The sequence below is a fragment of the Pedobacter sp. 22226 genome (genome assembly GCF_052045455.1).
Lineage (GTDB): Bacteria > Bacteroidota > Bacteroidia > Sphingobacteriales > Sphingobacteriaceae > Pedobacter > Pedobacter jeongneungensis.
In genome coordinates this window covers 169,748-185,190 of sequence record NZ_JBQEPB010000007.1, presented here as the reverse complement: position 1 = coordinate 185,190, position 15,443 = coordinate 169,748, and the positions used below count along the sequence as shown (strand labels likewise).

Genomic DNA, 15,443 nt, shown 5'->3' with positions numbered 1-15,443 from the left:
ATTCTTCCCTTAAAGAAGAATCTGTCGAAGCTTTTTTATTTACAAACCCGAATATATAATGGGAAGATTACCTTTTATTATTGCCGCCTGCATTTTTATTATTGCATTTGATATTTACTGTTATAAAGCCATTGTTTCTGTTTTTAAAAAATGGAAACCGGGCACAAAAAAAGCATTTGGCATTGCTTACTGGACCTATAGCGCATTATTGATTATTGGTGTGTTCTGTGGCATTTACCTTAATCTTTTCCTCACGTTAAGGGCCATTATCTTAGTGGCTTTCTTTTTAACGGTAGCCTGCAAAATGGCTATGTTGCCCTTTTTGGTACTGGACGATCTACGCAGATTGTTTATCCGCATTTTCAGGAAAAATAAAACGGCTCAACTTTCTACTACTCCCGTACAACAAGAAACAGCGGCAATACCAGGAGAGCCTATCACACGTTCAGCGTTTTTGGTAAAAGCCGGATTGGTGGCAGCTGCTGTGCCTCTAACCTCACTTAGCTGGGGCATTATTTCTGGTGCTTACGATTATCAGGTACGGCGGGTAAATTTAATCCTCCCTAACTTGCCTAAAGCCTTTGATGGCATTACCATGGGGCAGATTTCAGATATCCACTCTGGAAGTTTCTATAACAAAACAGCAGTAAAAGGCGGTGTAGAAATGTTGTTGAGTGAAAAGCCTGATTTTATCTTTTTTACGGGCGATTTAGTAAATAACCTCACCAACGAAGTAAGGGATTACCAGGATATATTTTCGAAGGTAAAAGCACCGCTGGGTGTATTTTCGTCACTCGGAAACCATGATTATGGTGATTATTATTTCGGTAAGGAATCTTCTCCGGCCAAAGTAAAAAACCTGAAAGATATGGTTGACGTACACAAAATAATGGGTTACGACCTGTTAATGAACGAAAACCGCAGGTTAAAAGTAGATGGCGAAGAAATTGGCATTTTAGGTATTGAAAACTGGGGCATGGGCCGTTTCCCCAAATATGGAAAAATGGAACTCGCTGTTCAAAATACAGATGATTTGCCGGTTAAACTTTTATTGAGTCACGATCCTTCGCACTGGCGTGGAGAGGTTTTACAGAAATATCCGCAGATAGATGCTATGTTCAGCGGCCATACGCACGGAATGCAGTTTGGCGTTCGCCTGAAAGAATATCAATGGAGCCCTGTGCAATATATCTACAAAGAATGGGCAGGTTTATACCAGGAGCAAAAACAACAGCTTTATGTTAACGTTGGCTATGGCTTTTTAGGCTATCCGGGCAGGGTTGGTATTTTACCGGAGATTACGATTTTTACGTTGAAAAGAGCTTAAATAAAAATGATTGAGTTTTGAATGATTGAATGAGAGAATATAGGCATTACGCTTAAACATTCACTAATTCAACCATTCTCTCATCCAATCATTCCCTCATTCAATAATTATCTCTATCCCGCATTAAAACGATAACCTACCCCTCTAACCGTTTGTAACAGCTGTGGATTATCAGGGTTCAGTTCGATTTTTTTACGCAAGCGTACAATATGCATATCAAGCGTACGGGTATTCACATCAGAGTTATATCCCCAAACCACCAGCATCAATTCATCACGGTTAATTACTTTGCCCGGATTGCGAAGGAAATAAAGCAGGATACGGTTTTCCAATATCGTTAACTCAATTTTCTTTCCGTCTCTAAACAAAGTGTGGATGTTCGGATGATGTTCCATGTTGCCAAACCGGTGAATCTCGGCAGAATCTTTATTCACGATAAATTTAACCTTGCTCTCTAACATGGCTACTAAAACGTCCATATTAAAAGGTTTGGTAATATAATCAGACGCACCAAAGTTATAGGCATCAATTTTATCTACATCCTGTGCCTTGGCGGTCATCATAATTATCAGGTTTTCAAAACCTTGCTTCCGCACATTTTCGCAAACTTCGGCACCTTGTTTACCCGGCATCATCCAGTCCAATAAAACAATATCGGGCTGATCGGTCAAAATCATTCTTTCACCTGCTTCGCCATCATTTGCTTCAAGCACCGTATAACCCTCAGCTTTTAAACGGTGGGCCACAAGAAAGCGAAGATTTTCATCATCTTCTACGATTAATATTTTTACTTCTTTAGACATTTATGTGTTTTTTTACTATTTTAATGTTGAAAAGTTCCAATGTTTTAAGGTCAAGTTCAACATTCCAACCTTTTAACGTGTAACTTTCAAACTTCTTTATTGTTGCAAGGGTTGAAAAGTTTTAAGGTTTGAATGTTAATTCAACTTTACAACCTTCCAACGTTTAACATTTCAACTATTAAATTTAACTATTATATGGCAGCACAATTTTAAACTCTGTACCACTTCCTACTTTACTCTTTACGGTAATTTCTCCCTCCATAAAGTTAACCAGTTCTTTGCAGAATGCCAAACCCAGTCCAACACTGCCCATTTGGTTATATTCATTCTGTATCCTGAAAAACTTCTTAAATATATTGTTTAATTCTGATGATGCGATACCAATTCCTTTATCTGTAAAACGGAACACCAGCACGCCTTTAATCAGTTTAGCGCTGATATGCAGTTTCTTCTGATCGGGTTTCGAATATTTGTAAGCATTTTCTGCCAGGTTATCGAACAAACTCCCTAATAACACCGGGTCGGTAATAAAGGTTTTAAAGCCAACAACCTCGTAAGTCATTTTAAAATCGGGGTGTTTTAAGGTATGCGATTCGATGGTACTCTCAATAAAATCAACAATATTTACCTCTTCATGATTCAGCTTGATTGCCTTATTTTCGATCTGTGTAAAGGCCAGCAGCTTGTTCATTAAACCATTAAGTTTATCGGCCTCTTCATCCAATATTTTACCATAAAGCTGCTGCTCCCTCTGGGTTAAAGCCGGAGCGCTTTTAATATTGTTCCCAGCGATTTTAATTACACTCACAGGGGTTTTAAATTCATGTGTAAGGTTGTTCACAAAATCGTACTGCAGCTTAAACATTTTACTGTTAATGTTCAGGTTACGGTAAATTAAAAAAGCAACCAGCAGAAGTACACCATAAACCAATAGTAGAACTAAGGCTATCGGCATAAAATAAATAAAAATCTCCTTTTTGATGTAAGATTTGGATGAAATCAGGTAAAATTTAAAATCGGAGAATGCTCCCGGCAATGCAATTTCAGTGGTAATGTTTTGATCAGATGTATCAATCGGATCGTAGGTAAGCGGCTCAATCCTGATGGTTTGGTACAATAAAGGACGGGTATTAACAATCTTTATCTGGTGTGCATCCAATTTGAAAACCATTACATCCTGCGGATAAACCGGGGCAGGATTAAGCTTACGCCTGATCATATCTTTATAAATCCTTAAATCTTCGCGACGGGGAATATTAAGGTAAGTGATTTTATTTTCGTTGGAATTAACGATAGAGAAATTGGTAAAAAGTTCTTCCTGGGTGGGGACGGAGGTCGTATCCAGATCTTCAACAAAAGTAGCCAGTTTAATTGCAATTGCGTTAAAATCGCTCCCCACGTTAAAAGACCGGGTATCATCTTCTGAGTACAGTGTTATTGAATCGGGTTTTACCCCTTTACCAAACTGATAAATGGATTTTGGGCCAATACCCAGGTGGTTTGCATTAATCCCGTCTTTAACCGGAACATTCTTCACCTCTGTATCGTAAAAAGTAACTTTTGAGATGAAGGGATATTTCAACATCACGGTATCAACAAACTTTGATGCAGTAGAAGAATCCAAAAAGCCGTTATAATAAGAAATTTCGGGCATTTTATTCTGAAAGAAGTCATTGTAAGGCTTAATACTCTGCTCAAGCACATTCACTTTCTCGGAAACAAAATCATTCTCAATCGATTTTTTGCTATAATTAAATGCAAGAAAAAGCGACAGGATAAATAAAATGGAAATGAGTATAATGAAAGTTACACCAAGGGAGAAGTTTTTACGGTAACTGCTTTTTTTATCTAAGGCCATACCTATTTCTTACCTAGATTTTCCTTTAAAAACTCTTCCAGGGCTTTATACAGTGCTGTTCTGCTCTGCTGGCGCACTACCGGATCCGGACCTTCTTCTTTTTCGATATAAGTAACCTGAACATTCCTTTTTTTAAGCTCTTTGATAAACTGTACCCCTTCTGCAACGTTAACACTAGGATCTTTTGGGTTTTGTGCAATAAAAATAGGTGCCTTAAACCGGTCTGCATGGAACACGGGCGATGCAAAACGCATATAATCGGTTTCGGTTATGGGGTTGCCTAAAATTTCGTAATACATCTGCAATTTGGCCTTTAAAAACGGTGGAAAGGTTTTCAGGTAACTAAACAGGTTAATTACGCCAGAATTTGATCCGCCACATTTATAAAGATCGGGATTTTTATATAAACAGTTTAAAGCAATATATCCGCCGAAACCATTACCATAAATGGCAATTTTTTTAGGATTGGCAATTTTTTCATCAATCAGCCATTTTACCCCATCGTTTACATCTTCCTGTATCTTATCGCTCCATTGTTTAAAACCGGCAGCATAAAATGTTTTTCCATAACCGGTAGAGCCACGGTAATTTACCTGCAGAACAGCATAACCACGATTAGCCAGAAACTGCACTTCGGCATTATACCCCCAGCTGTTTCTTGATTTTGGCCCGTTATGTGGCAGCACCACCACTGGTAAATTAATCGCTTTTTTATTTTTAGGTAAGGTTAAATAACCATTAATGGTCAGGCTATCGCGGCTTTTGAAACTGATCGGCTTCATGGCACACATATCTTCCGGTTTAATAGAAGGACTTACATCAGTAAGTTTTTTAAGCCGTTTATCTGTAGCGGTATATAAATAATAAGATCCCGGATTTTTATCGGTAAAGGTGCGTATTACAAATACTTTATCCGTTTTATCCTTATCCATAATTACCCATTCGGTGCCGGGTAAAAGTTTATCTATCTTAGAGTAAGCTACCCTGGTGCTGTCATCGAGGTAAAATTTTTCTCTTTTCCAGGTTTCGCAGGTAGCAAAAAGCATTTTTTTCCGGAAACGCGAATAAGTTGCATCCACTACGTTTAAGGTATCGTTTGCAAAAAGAACCTGTTTTTCTTTCCCGCTTTTTAAATCGATCGCAACCAATGCATTTTTATCACGGTTAACACCAGAGATGGCATAAAGTACATTCGGCTGGTCTTCAGAAAAAGCAATTGGCTGGAGGGTGGTTTCAAAATTATTGGTAATTACCGGAGCAAAAGCCTGACTTTCGCTTTCACGGTACATTAAGGTTTCATTCACCCCATCACTGGCCACTGCAATTTTAAGTACACCTTTGCTATCCGTCATCCATTTGGTAATATTACCCGGATTTTTTGCCGCAATTTCCATTTTCCCGTCACGCACATTTAAACGGTAGACGTCAAAAACGGTCGAATCGCGTTTGTTAGAAGCTACGATAATGTATTTATCATCAATTAGCTGATCTTCTATTACCCTCAACCGGTTTTTCTCGTTCGCACTTAACTGCACCTGTTTGCTTCCATCTTTATTAATCACAAAAATATCCGACCGGCGTTCTTTAGAACCATCTTCGGTATAATAAATAAGTTCGTTATTGCTTGTCCAGAAATGAAAACTGATGTTTTTCCCGTTTAAATGGGTCAGTTGCACACTATTTCCGGTAGCGAGGTCTTCAACAAATAGATCGAGTTTTTTATCCTGGAGTTTTAAATAAGACAGGCTTTTGCCGTCTGGCGATATGCGGTAATAGGCTTTATCCTGCGTTTTAAAAAAATCGTCCACAGGGATAGTATCACTGTTTGAACCCCTACAAGCCCAGATCAACACTACCATTAAGAATAGAAAAAACCTTTTCAGCATAAATAAATCCTTCACCGGATGACAAAAATAAGTAACCTGACAACTATACTGCGATTTACACCAACAATGTTACTTATGCAAATAATAATAAGTTGTTGCTCAATTTAGTATTTATAAAATTTAGTCAAAATAAAATACAGGTAACATTTAAAATACGTTTTATATCCATAACTGCTTTAGCTAAAGATGTATTAAAATGTTACATTTAAAACTTATAATTTAGGGTTATGAACCGCTTGCTTTTCATCATATTCTTATTGTTAACCTTCGGAGCCGGTGCGCAGGTTTTCCGTCCAAACCAACAGGTTGCACCTGATGAAAGCACTTTGGCCATACAATATTACCAGGATGGAGATTATGAAAAAGCAGTTGTGCTGCTCGAAAAACTTTATGCCATCCCCAATAATGATGCTTATTTCGACATTTATTTTAATGCGCTGTTAAAATTAAAGCGTTATGATGTTGCCGAAAAAGTGGTTAAACGCGAGGTTAAAAAAAATCCTCAAAGTGAGCTTTATCCGATCGCACTTGGCAAACTTTACCAGGAAAAAGGCGATGTGCAGGCGGCCAACAAAATTTTTAATGAGGTAATTGCGAAACTTCCGAAAGAAGAATACCGGATCAGAAATCTGGCCAACAGTTTTTATCGTTTCGAAAATTACGATTTTGCGGTCCAAACTTTTAAACAGGGAAGAAAACTGCTGGGCAACGATCAGGCTTTTGCTTTCGAACTGTTGAACATTTACCGTTTCAAAAAGGATAAACCCATGCTGATGCAGGAATACCTGGATGCAATGGCAACTATGCCACAGCTTTTGCCACAGGCCGAAGCGGTGTTATCATCTGTTTTTGAGGATAAAAACGATTATCAGACTTTCCAGACAGCGATTTTAAAGAAAATACAAAAAGAACCTGACGCCGAAATTTATATTCAGTTACTAACCTGGAATTACATTCAGCAACAGGAGTTTGATATGGCCCTGCGCCAGTTAATTGCTTTTGACAAACGCACCAAGGCCGATGGCGGCACATTATTTAATGCCATTTATACTTTTGTAGATAATGGTGCTTACGAAACGGCGATTAAAGCGTACGATTACCTGCTGACTAAAGGAAAGGATAACCAATATTACCTGCCATCGAAAATCGAAATGCTGAATACCAGGTACAATCTGCGTACTACTGGAAAATACACGGTTGCCGATCTTGATCTTTTAGCAAAAGATTACGAAGCCTTACTGGAAGAAAATGGTAAAAACAGGAATACCCTTTTCGCGATAAAAAAACTGGCCAACCTGCAGGCTTATTATTTAAATCAGCCCGGTAAAGCAGAAAAAGAATTGGAAGAAGCGATTAAAATGCCCGGCATAAATGAGCAGGAACTTGGTCAGCTGAAGCTTGATTTAGGCGACATTTACATTTTAACCAACCAGCCTTGGGAAGCATTTTTGGTGTACGAACAGGTAAGCAAACAGTTCGAAGGTCAGCTGGTGGGCAACGAAGCCCGTTTCCGCAGCGCGAAACTTTCTTTTTATCAGGGTAATTTCGAATATAGCAATGGACAATGTTTGGTTTTAAAAGCGGCTACCTCACAATTGATTGCCAACGATGCTTTAAACCTGAGTTTATTGATCAGCGATAATATCCAGACACCAGCCGACAGTAACGCTCTAAAAATGTATGCGGATGCAGAAATGCTTTTATTTAGAAACCTGCCCGAAAAAGCGGTAAAAAAAATGGATAGCATTGCAATTGCCTATCCGCAAAACAGTTTGGCCGATGCCATTATGATGAGTAAAGCCCGGATTTTTATTAAAGCGAACGATTTTCAGAAAGCAGCAGATATCCTTAAAAAAGTAACGGAAGAATTTAAAGACGGCATCTGGACAGACGATGCACTTTTTACTTTGGGCGATCTGTACGAAAAGAAACTGAATGATATTGCCCAGGCCAAAATTTATTTCCAGAAACTGATTACCGATTATCCCGGCAGTATGTTCAGTACCGAAGCGAGAAAAAGATTCAGAAATTTAAGGGGAGATGGGGTTTGATTAGTTCAGTCGTTCATTAGTCATTAGTTCATTGGGAACAGTGTCGTTGGTTAATTGGTTAACTGAATTGTAAACAACCAATTGCCAGCTGCTTATTGGTTAATGATTGATAGTTCATAGTCAAATTAGTTAACTGTTTGACAGTTTAATTGACCCCAGATGCTTATCGCGAAGCGCCAAACAAATCTATAGTTTCCAATTCCAAACCACCACATTCCACTCTACATCAGTATTATCAGTATAAGTGTGGATTACCTCGAAACCGATGCGTTTATGTGCATGCATCGATCGGAGATTAATACTTGCAATTTCAGTGATGGCGAAATCATATTTTCCTTTAAAATAATCTTTATAGGCAGTATAGCATTGATCAAATAAACCTTTACCACGATAATCTTTTCCTACGCAAACCTGTCCAACTACAATATAAGAATAATCTGAAACCGGTTTTTCCTGATAGATAATATGATCGAAACTTTCGTACATTTCAACCAGCCTCGGAATATCATTTTTTGATTGTACGGTCATTCCCAGCACGTAGGCTGCAATAACATCTCCGTCTTTTGCAATAATATTTGGTTCATACCAGTGCATCTTTTCCAGATCATCAAGCGAATGCGAAACCGTAACAAAACCCTGTTCTTTAATCTGTTGGGGAGTTAAATCCTGCTTTAGGTTTTGTTTTTGAAGTTCAAGAATTCCTTTGAGTTCTTTTGTTGAAGAAGATGTGGTAATGGTAATCATTTTTATATTGCAGCTAACTTAAGCATCCAATGCAATAATAGTTAAGGTTAACAACAAAATGAAGCAAATACTGGCTAAAATTAAAATTCTTGCACCATGCTGCCTGTCCATTAAAGAATAAGAAAACACCTTCTCTCCGGTGTACAGTGTCTTTTTTTTCTTCATGATATCCCAACCGATGACAAGACCTAAAACACCACCGAAAATTGCGGTGAGGTAACCGGTATAAATGTAATTGCGCGTGGAGTTATCGATTTTCTGAGAGGCGTTATTTCGTATCATGCTAATAAAGGGTATCACAAATTTAATTGAATCATGGCATTTAAAAGAATAAAAAACCATCATGCATACATTTTTTAGCATTTATATATTATTTACCTTTGCAACATGTATTTATATAACGTTACGCTCATCCTTGAGGATGCAGCAGCCGAAGAATGGTTACAATGGATGCAGGATATCCATATTCCTGAAGTAATGGCTACAGGCCTGTTTGTTTCTAACCGCTTGTTAAAGGTTGTAGATTCGCCAAACGAAGGCGTAACTTATTGTGCACAATATGTAGCAGAAACACTCGAACAATACAATAAATACCAGGAAGAATTTGCTCCGGCTTTACAGGCAGAGTTAAACGAGAGGTATAAAAACCGTTTTGTAGCCTATCGTAGCTTAATGGAGTTTGTACCCCCAACCCCCTAGAGGGGGCTTACAGCCTTAGAAATATAAAGTCCCCTTTAGGGGATTTAGGGGTTAAGCTTCTCATTATTCTTGTGCCTGTCTGCATCGCGGATACTTTTTTTCTCCAGGTTTTTTTCCAAAGCATCAGTCAGGTTGATGCCGGTTTGATTGGCCAGACAGATCAGCACAAACATTACATCGGCCATTTCATCTGCAAGGTTTACCTCTTCATCACTCTTTTTGAAAGATTGTTCGCCATATTTCCGGGCCATAATCCGCGCTACTTCTCCAACTTCTTCCATTAAAATGGCAGTGTTGGTTAATTCGTTAAAATAACGGATACCCGTGGTTTTAATCCAGCGGTCTACCGTTTCCTGTGCTTCGTTAATGGTCATTTTTTTCTTCTTCTATTTCTGATTTTATAATATCGGTTACTTGGGGTTTTGCATCTTCGAGTAAAAACACACCGGCACCTCTTTCTCTCGCGTAAGGCGTTTTTATTTCCCCGATTTTGGTAATCCTGCGAAAATATGGCTGCTCCCGCTTACGCTGCGGATCTTCATCTTTCCAATAGGTAATCATAATGAAATCTTTTACCGGCTTATCCATTTTAAACCAATACAGGTAATCGGCATTATAGGATACGGCGTTTATATTTTTATATTTTGAATAATAGTTAATCGCTCCGGCCTGTCCGTAATTATCGGCCCGTACCAGCAGGGTAGATTTATCTTTAACCTTTCCGTAAGCGGAATCAACTAACGCGGCCAATTCTTTCCATCCCTGCATATCGGCATAATCCTGAGGCAACTGGTGGTTTTTACCATCTTCCCAACGCAATGCACCTACACGCTCGAACCTTTTATGGTGGGCAATAATCTGCGCAGGACTATAAACGGGCATCAAAAGTGGCAGCAGATAAATAAATGAACCAACATTAAAAACAAACAATGCACCCGTTAGTATATATTTCTTTGCTAAAACTCGACTTATATAAACAGCGCCAAAAGCTAATAAAACGGGATACAAACCTAAGGCGTAATAATCTTTTGCCTTAAAATAGCTAAATACGATAAGGGTAATGAGGTAAGTAAGGATAATCCAGCTGTATTTCCTAAAATCTTTATAAAAAATCAAACTTCCTATTCCTGCTAAGAGGATAAATATGGAACTGAAAAAAAAGAGGAACTGCCCGATAAAAAAATCAATCCGGTTTACATGCACCAGTTGTGTGGCCTGCAAAATTCTCATATGGGTGACTACCGGAAAATGATGGCTAATTTGCCAGATTACATTGGGAGAAATAATTAAAAGTGCCAGTAAAACAGCCAGATAAAGGTGTTTATCTTTAAATATTTTCCGGTTTGGGGTAATGATGATGGCAGGTATTAAACCAATGATCAGAAATAAAATATTATACTTATTTAAGAAGCCAAGGGCTACAAAAACAGCAAAAGCGTAAAGGTATTTGGCTTCGTTTTTATCGAAATATTTTAACAAGTAATAAAATATAGCTGTCCAGGCCAAAACATCGAAAGAGTTGGGCTGATATAAAGTATTTAACCTGAGCAGAGAAGAACAGATGCAAGCTATGGCCACCAGACATTTGGCCAAAAGGTTTCCTTTTAAAAAATCTGCAATCTTCCAGCAGTAAAGGATAGTGAACACACCCATTAATGCAGGCACCAGTTTTACGATAAAAACGCCATTGCCAAAAGCTTTAATCAGCCACGAGAAAAGCGAAGTTAAAGGTGGAACTGAAGTAAAACCTTGAGCCAGGTGATTGGCCTGATCTAAATGCAGAAATTCATCGCGGTGTAATTCATAAACCGAATTAACCAGCAGAAAAGATAAAAAAACCTTTAAAATCAGAAAAAATACCAGACATCCATATTCAGTTAAGCGGTTCGGATTTTCTTTCATATTAGCTTAAGTTCGATTGAAATAGATTAATGCGATTTTTGACCATTCATTATCTGATTAGTTACGTTCAGCACATTAAATTTTAATTATTCCTTATCTTTTGTATCGATCAAAATCGTAACCGGCCCGTCGTTTAAAAGTGCGATTTTCATATCGGCACCAAAAATTCCAGTTTTTATTTTTTTCCCCGATAAAGCCGAGAGTTTTTCGATCATTTTCTCATAAAGCGGAATAGCAACATCCGGTCGTGCCGCCCTTGTAAAACCCGGACGGTTTCCTTTTTTGGTAGAAGCGAATAAAGTAAACTGGCTGATCAATAAAATATCTCCACCCACATCGGCAAGTGCTTTGTTCATCATTCCGTTTTCATCACCAAAAACACGCATTCCGATAATTTTCTGCGCCAGCCAATCCAGGTCTTCCATGGTATCGGCATCTTCAATGCCTAACAATACCAGGAATCCGCCTTCAATTGCTCCTGTTATTTCACCATCAACAGTGCAACTTGCTTGTGTAACTCTTTGTAAAACTGCCCGCATTTTATAGTACTTTTGCTAACAAAATTGATATGCGCAAGATAAGTATTTTAGTGATTTCTGTATTTCTCTTCTTCGGCTGCAAACAAAAATCAGTTGTTAATCCTACTTTTTACTATTGGAAAACGGATTACCAGAATAAGAAAGCAGAAACTGCTTATCTCAATCAGTTTAAATCAAAATCTTTGTATGTGCGGATAATGGATGTAGATTTTAATCCCGATCTGCAACTGCCCGTACCTGTTTCGCCCATTAAATTTTCGGATCCATTGCCCGAACAGACCGAAATTATACCGGTGGTGTTTATTGTTAACCAGGTTTTTGATAAGATTGATACCACGCAGAGTATAGTAATGGCCGATCGGATTGCCAAATTTGTAGCTGCGAAGGTAAAACAGGCAGGAAAACAAAGTTATCACGAACTTCAGATTGATTGCGACTGGACAAAGGGCACCAGAAACAGGTATTTTAAATTTCTGGAACAATTAAAGGATAATCGGCTTTTAAAAGGAAAAACCATTTCGGTAACCCTGCGTTTACATCAGGTTAAAAATATTGTATCGAGCGGTGTTCCACCAGTAGAAAAGGCAATTTTAATGTGTTATAACATGGGCAACCTGCGTAAATATGGCGAACAAAATTCCATACTGGACCAACATGAAATGGATGTTTATTTAAAAGATTATTTAGAGCAATATCCGCTGCCACTTGATGTAGCCCTGCCAATTTTTGAATGGGCTGTGGTGTTTAGAGATAGCAAGTATGCAGGCATTTCTAAACGTATTGATAAAAGCCGGATTGAAGATAAAAAACTATTTAAACAAAGGAAAAATTCCATTTTATACGATCTTTTGGTTGATTATCCTGAAGCAGGATTAAAAAAGGGTGATGTAGTGAGGTGGGAACAGATTTCTCCTGATGATTTACTTGTTACCTCTAAATTTTTATCCCGATATTTAGCCCCCAGAGACCGGAATCTCGTTTTCTACCATTTAGACACCGACCTATTAAAACATTTTACCAATGAAAACCTTCAAAAAGTTATCGCTAATTTTTAGTGTATTCCTGATTACTTTTTTCGGCGAAATTGCCGTAAATCTTGCCTGTGGCGGTGAGATAGATCCCTACGATTATTATATTTCCTATTTCCACAACAACGTTGAAGGTGACGAATATTCTCCGTTTGCCTATAATCAAATGGTGTACCTTAACAGTGAAACCGACATTGAAAGTGAACCTGATATCAACAGCCGCGAATGGGCAAAATACCTCAATGTAAAAAAAGAGGATGTGCTAAAAGTAATGTACAAAACCGATAGCGCCACCAATGTAAAACTAACCAATTTTGACGGCAATGTTTCGCAATTGCCTGATAGCTTACAACAAAACAGCTTCATTCAGGCTTTAAGCAAACGTAAAGAACCCTTAAAGTATTACCTGTTTGCGAAGCGCTGTGAACCTTTAGCCAACGTAGATTTTAGCCTTTGGGATCCGAAACCACGAGATACCACAACAATGGCGGACAAAGCCAAAGAAGGTTTAAAATTAACAGATGCTGAAAAAGATGATTTTCTAAAATTACGTTATGCGTATCAGGCAGAAAGGATGTTCCATTTTGCAGGAATGCATACCGAAAGTAAATCGACCTATGAGAAGTATATTAAAACCAGCAAGGTAAATAGTGCGGTTAAAGGCTGGGCTTTGGCTCTATATGCAGGATCTACGCGCAGGTTGGGAAACCCTGAAGAATCGGCTTTTTTATTTTCTAAGGTCTTTGCCAGCAATCCGGAGAGGAGGGTACAGGCGTATAAAAATTATTATTACAATAGTACTCCAGTTAACGGGGCATTAAAATATGCCAAAACCAATAATGAGAAAGCTAATATCTGGGCGATAAACGGATTTGGTGGTAACGATTCGGGGATAGAAAGCTTAAATAAAGTTTATCAGTACGAACCGAAAAGTCAGCTGAACGGAACATTGCTGGTGCGCGAAGTAAATAAATTAGAGCAGGATCTTATCGAAGCGAACGACATTGCCAAAATTGGTTATAATTATTACTTTTCGGATAATGGAAATCCTAAATATAAAGATAGTTTAAAAACAGTTAATCTAAAACGATTGAACGAAATCAGGAATTTCGCGGTAAAACTGGCAACAGAAAAGAAATATCCGCAACCTGAGCTGGGTACTTTAACAGCCGCTTATTTATCGTGGATGGAGAATAAAGATTTCCTGGCCTCAAATTACCTTGCCATTTTAAAGCCAGATAAACTGCCTGAAAGATTGCGCGATCAATACCGAATTACCGATTTACTGATCAAAGCTAAAAACATTAAAAAAGGTAATCCTTTTAACGAAAACGACCTATTGCCTACTCTAAAATGGCTGGATGAAAAACGTTTTGCTGAAAATAAAAATCAATCTAACGGGCAGTATTATGATAACGAAGAGGCGGAAAAGCGTTTCAGCAGAACGACAAGAAATTTTTACCAACAGATTTTAGCGCCTGCCTATTTAAATATGGGCGATACGGCCAAAGCAGCACTGGCAATGGTTAAAGGAGACTTGACCGCTAAAACCATAAAAGAAAACTCACTTTTTCAGAACATGAGTTATCAGAGTATCGCTTTTTGGCAGAAAAATTTAAGTCCGAAAAGTATGCAAGGACTGGCGGTTTATAAAACCAAAGCTGCGGGTAATGATGTTACCGGTTTATTAGCGTCAGCTTTAAACCAGCTTAAAAATGACGATTTTTATGAACTTTATGGCACTACCTATCTGCGAACGCATCAGTATGATAAAGCTGTGCAGATGTTTGCAAAAGTTTCGGCGAATTACAAGTATTTCAGTCCGGAGAACTGGTATGAAGATGAAGCTAATTCAAAATTGTATGCCAATCCTTTTATTGAGACCATTAACGATTATCCTAAAAAATATGTAACTGCAAAAGCATCTGTCACCAAAAAAGCCTTTGCTGCAGAAATGCTCCGCTTGCAGAAATTAACCGTTAGCGATAAAAAGAACGCAGCGCTGTATTATTATAAAATGGCCAATGCAGTTTACCAGACAGGTTATTTCGGTAATAGCTGGTTCCTGATCAGTTACGACTGGTCATCATACGACAATACCAATCCGGCAAAATATGTGTATGATGGCGATTACAAAAAAGCGCAAACCGCAAAAGCATGGTATTTAAAAGCGAGGGCTTTAAGCACCAATGCCGATTTTAAAGCAAAATGTACTTTTATGCTGGCCAAATGTTTGCAAAAGCAGATTATTATGAACGCCAATCCGCTATCATTTTATTATTATGATAAAAAGGATGTAAAATGGAGAAACTTTATCAAGGCCAATTATAATAATCCTTACCTTAAAGAATTGAGGCTTGATTATAATAAAACGCCTTTTTATGCTACTGCATCAGAAGAATGCAGTTATTTAGCTGATTTTATCAGGCCGAAAACGCAATAGACGGTTTCTACCATTAAGAATTTAAGGTAATTAAGAAAAGTGCAGTCGTCATCTCGACCGAAGCAACGCGGAGTGGAGAGATCTTTAGCTATAGATTTCCCGACTTCGTTGCACTCCGCTCTAAATGACGGATCTATTTTGATGAGGTAACTTTCTTATTTTA

Annotated in this window: 13 protein-coding genes; 5 read left to right on the top strand and 8 right to left on the bottom strand. The window is 38.1% G+C overall.

The genetic code is table 11. The features are described 5' to 3' along the window. Positions 1 to 58: 58 nt before the first annotated feature. Entirely contained in the window at positions 59 to 1,327 is a 1,269-nt protein-coding gene (locus ACTJKC_RS17185; RefSeq protein WP_440793805.1) for a metallophosphoesterase, read from the top strand. 113 nt (positions 1,328 to 1,440) lie between these two features. On the opposite strand, the gene ACTJKC_RS17180 is transcribed toward ACTJKC_RS17185, so the two are convergent. The 3 genes from ACTJKC_RS17180 to ACTJKC_RS17170 form a co-directional block, all read right to left on the bottom strand. Continuing rightward, positions 1,441 to 2,130 carry a response regulator transcription factor gene (locus tag ACTJKC_RS17180; RefSeq protein ID WP_440793803.1) on the bottom strand — a complete coding sequence of 230 codons (690 nt, stop codon included), beginning with the start codon at positions 2,128 to 2,130 and terminating at the stop codon, positions 1,441 to 1,443. A gap of 184 nt (positions 2,131 to 2,314) precedes the next feature. Further along, positions 2,315 to 3,988 carry a sensor histidine kinase gene (locus ACTJKC_RS17175; protein ID WP_440793801.1) on the bottom strand — a complete coding sequence of 558 codons (1,674 nt, stop codon included), beginning with the start codon at positions 3,986 to 3,988 and terminating at the stop codon, positions 2,315 to 2,317. 2 nt (positions 3,989 to 3,990) lie between these two features. Continuing rightward, positions 3,991 to 5,796 carry a S9 family peptidase gene (locus tag ACTJKC_RS17170; RefSeq protein ID WP_440793799.1) on the bottom strand — a complete coding sequence of 602 codons (1,806 nt, stop codon included), beginning with the start codon at positions 5,794 to 5,796 and terminating at the stop codon, positions 3,991 to 3,993. 305 nt (positions 5,797 to 6,101) lie between these two features. Here ACTJKC_RS17170 and ACTJKC_RS17165 point away from each other — a divergent pair, with 305 nt between their 5' ends. Beyond that, complete coding sequence (locus tag ACTJKC_RS17165) at positions 6,102 to 7,925, top strand: tetratricopeptide repeat protein (RefSeq protein ID WP_440793797.1); 1,824 nt, start codon at positions 6,102 to 6,104, stop codon at positions 7,923 to 7,925. Between the two features lie 186 nt (positions 7,926 to 8,111). On the opposite strand, the gene ACTJKC_RS17160 is transcribed toward ACTJKC_RS17165, so the two are convergent. Both ACTJKC_RS17160 and ACTJKC_RS17155 read right to left on the bottom strand, forming a co-directional pair. Further along, positions 8,112 to 8,669: a GNAT family N-acetyltransferase gene (locus ACTJKC_RS17160; protein WP_440793795.1), complete on the bottom strand. Its 558-nt coding sequence runs from the start codon at positions 8,667 to 8,669 to the stop codon at positions 8,112 to 8,114. 18 nt (positions 8,670 to 8,687) lie between these two features. Next, complete coding sequence (locus ACTJKC_RS17155) at positions 8,688 to 8,951, bottom strand: hypothetical protein (protein ID WP_344852506.1); 264 nt, start codon at positions 8,949 to 8,951, stop codon at positions 8,688 to 8,690. A 105-nt stretch (positions 8,952 to 9,056) separates the two neighbouring features. Here ACTJKC_RS17155 and ACTJKC_RS17150 point away from each other — a divergent pair, with 105 nt between their 5' ends. Then, a complete protein-coding gene (locus ACTJKC_RS17150) occupies positions 9,057 to 9,368 on the top strand; it encodes a DUF4286 family protein (RefSeq protein ID WP_440793793.1) in 312 nt (103 codons plus the stop codon). A 44-nt stretch (positions 9,369 to 9,412) separates the two neighbouring features. On the opposite strand, the gene ACTJKC_RS17145 is transcribed toward ACTJKC_RS17150, so the two are convergent. The 3 genes from ACTJKC_RS17145 to dtd form a co-directional block, all read right to left on the bottom strand. Next, on the bottom strand, positions 9,413 to 9,742 hold the full coding sequence (locus ACTJKC_RS17145; protein WP_025143974.1) for a nucleotide pyrophosphohydrolase: 330 nt from the start codon (positions 9,740 to 9,742) through the stop codon (positions 9,413 to 9,415). Then, positions 9,732 to 11,270, bottom strand: a complete 1,539-nt coding sequence (locus tag ACTJKC_RS17140; protein ID WP_440793791.1) for a glycosyltransferase family 39 protein — start codon at positions 11,268 to 11,270, stop codon at positions 9,732 to 9,734. The genes ACTJKC_RS17145 and ACTJKC_RS17140 overlap by 11 nt, the downstream gene beginning before the upstream one ends. 86 nt (positions 11,271 to 11,356) lie before the next feature. After that, positions 11,357 to 11,809 (bottom strand): D-aminoacyl-tRNA deacylase, encoded by a 453-nt coding sequence (gene dtd / locus ACTJKC_RS17135; protein ID WP_440793789.1) that lies wholly within the window; start codon positions 11,807 to 11,809, stop codon positions 11,357 to 11,359. Between the two features lie 29 nt (positions 11,810 to 11,838). Here dtd and ACTJKC_RS17130 point away from each other — a divergent pair, with 29 nt between their 5' ends. Both ACTJKC_RS17130 and ACTJKC_RS17125 read left to right on the top strand, forming a co-directional pair. Continuing rightward, positions 11,839 to 12,864, top strand: a complete 1,026-nt coding sequence (locus ACTJKC_RS17130) for a hypothetical protein (protein ID WP_440793787.1) — start codon at positions 11,839 to 11,841, stop codon at positions 12,862 to 12,864. Continuing rightward, complete coding sequence (locus ACTJKC_RS17125; RefSeq protein ID WP_440793785.1) at positions 12,830 to 15,280, top strand: hypothetical protein; 2,451 nt, start codon at positions 12,830 to 12,832, stop codon at positions 15,278 to 15,280. The genes ACTJKC_RS17130 and ACTJKC_RS17125 overlap by 35 nt, the downstream gene beginning before the upstream one ends. Positions 15,281 to 15,443 lie beyond the last annotated feature (163 nt).